This is a genomic window from Sandarakinorhabdus sp. (genome assembly GCF_031422795.1).
Classification (GTDB): Bacteria; Pseudomonadota; Alphaproteobacteria; order Sphingomonadales; family Sphingomonadaceae; genus Sandarakinorhabdus.
The window spans coordinates 1-1,978 of sequence record NZ_JANPML010000111.1 but is presented as its reverse complement, the minus strand read 5'-3'; the positions used below and the strand labels follow the sequence as shown (position 1 = coordinate 1,978).

At 65.5% G+C, this 1,978-nt stretch carries 4 protein-coding genes; 3 read left to right on the top strand and 1 reads right to left on the bottom strand.

Annotated features, from left to right (window positions below; genetic code table 11):
* A partial coding sequence (locus tag RMO81_RS04260; protein ID WP_310474508.1) for a SurA N-terminal domain-containing protein occupies positions 1-245 on the bottom strand: 245 nt, incomplete at its 3' end.
* 85 nt (positions 246-330) lie between these two features.
* Here RMO81_RS04260 and tpiA point away from each other — a divergent pair.
* The 3 genes from tpiA to RMO81_RS04245 all read left to right on the top strand — a co-directional run.
* Positions 331-1,050, top strand: a complete 720-nt coding sequence (gene tpiA, locus RMO81_RS04255) for a triose-phosphate isomerase (RefSeq protein ID WP_310474507.1) — start codon at positions 331-333, stop codon at positions 1,048-1,050.
* Between the two features lie 72 nt (positions 1,051-1,122).
* The gene (gene secG / locus RMO81_RS04250; protein WP_310474506.1) at positions 1,123-1,482 is read left to right on the top strand and encodes a preprotein translocase subunit SecG; all 360 of its coding nucleotides are present in this window, start codon (positions 1,123-1,125) and stop codon (positions 1,480-1,482) included.
* A gap of 12 nt (positions 1,483-1,494) precedes the next feature.
* A partial coding sequence (locus tag RMO81_RS04245) for an MFS transporter (protein WP_310474505.1) occupies positions 1,495-1,978 on the top strand: 484 nt, incomplete at its 3' end.

Genomic DNA, 1,978 nt, shown 5'->3' with positions numbered 1-1,978 from the left:
TGGCGGGCGGCTTGCGCCTGCGTCAGACTGGGATCGCGCTGGCGCAGGTCGCGCACGGTGCGATCGATGGCCTGCAGCAGTTCGGGCTCGCTGATGGTGCGCGCGCCGACTTTTGCCACCGAACCGGCCGGCGCACTGCCGCCAAAGGGATCATTCACACCCGTGATGGCAAAGGCCACCACGATCAACCCGAACAGGGCGAGCACGGGCCAGCTGGTGAGCGAACGGCGAAAAAATGCGAGCATTGAAAATCCGTGATGGCTTGAACGCGCCGCTTGTAACGACGCGCATCGCTTGCCACAAGCGCCACCAGACCGTGGAGATGCGACAATGCCTGCCCTTATCGTCGGCAACTGGAAGATGAATGGTGTGGGCGAAGATATCGCCGAGATCGCCGCCATGGCGGGCAGCGGCGCGCGCGCCGTTTGGATCGCGCCGCCGTTTACGCTTATCGATCGCGCGGTGATTGTTTCGGCCGGCGCGGTGAAGATCGGCGGCCAGGATTGCCATCCCAAGGACAAGGGCGCCCATACCGGCTGCGTGTCAGCTGCGATGCTGGCCGATCTGGGCGCGGGTTTCGTGATCGTGGGCCACAGCGAGCGGCGGCGGGACAATGGCGAAACCAGCGCCGATGTGCGTGCCAAGGCCATGGCAGGCCGGGCGGCTGGGCTGGAGGTGATCCTGTGCATCGGCGAAACTCGGGTTGAGCGCGACGCCGGGCAGACCGAAGCTGTGCTGACCAGCCAGCTCACCGGATCATTGCCGGATGACGCCGAAGCCCTGATCATTGCCTATGAACCAGTGTGGGCCATTGGCACCGGGCTGATCCCGACGCTGGCCGATGTCGCCGCCGCGCATGCCCATATCCGCCAGCATCTGACCGCGCACTTCGGCCCGGCCGGCCACGGCGTGCGCCTGCTCTATGGCGGCTCGGTCACCCCGGCCAACGCGGGCGAATTGCTGCGCGTGGCCGATGTGGGCGGTGTGCTGGTTGGCGGGGCGAGTTTGACGGCGGCGAGACTGCTGGCGATAGCCTCCTCTGCACCTTGATTGCACCACACTGCGAAGCCATGTAAGGCGCGTGCCCATATCCTGCATGATGCAACGAAAGCCTGCCAACCCGTGATAACCTTCCTGCTCGTCATCCACGGCCTCATCACCCTCGCGCTGGTCGCGGTGATCCTGTTGCAGCGTTCCGAAGGCGGCGCGCTGGGCATTGGCGGCGGCGGTGGCGGCGGCCTGATGACGGCGCGCGGTGCGGCCAATCTGCTAACCCGGGCGACGACCATATTGGCGGCGATGTTCATCGCCATGTCCATCTTGCTCGCCGTGCTGGCGGCTGGCACCAACAAGGCGCGGGTGATCGATCCCATAGCCGCCGCCAAGACGGGCGCGCCGGCAGCACCGGCTCCCGCGGGTTCCGCGCCGGCTGCCCCGGCGCAGCAACTGCCGGGCCTGCCCGGCGTTCCGGTCGCCCAGTAAAACCTGCATCGCGTGGCCGGAACCGCAAAACCCGGCCAGTTGCGCCAGATCTTTGGCGGTGCCGCCGGCAATCTGGTCGAATGGTATGATTGGTATGCCTATTCGGCCTTTGCGCTCTATTTCGGGCCGCGTTTTTTCCCGCCGGGCGATGATCTTGCCGCGTTGCTGAACAGCGCCGCAATCTTTGCTGTCGGCTTTCTGATGCGGCCCATCGGTTCGTGGCTGCTCGGTTCCTGGGCCGACAAGCACGGCCGCAAATCAGCGCTCACCGTTTCGGTGGCCATGATGTGTTTCGGGTCGCTGATGATTGCGGTCGCCCCCACTTATGATGATGTCGGGCTGCTGGCGCCGGCCATTCTGCTGCTGGCGCGCCTGGTGCAGGGCCTTTCGGTGGGCGGCGAATATGGCGCCTCGGCGACCTTCATGAGCGAAGCGGCCCACGTCAAATGGCGCGGTTTTTTCGCAAGTTTCCAATATGTTACTCTGGTAGGCGGGC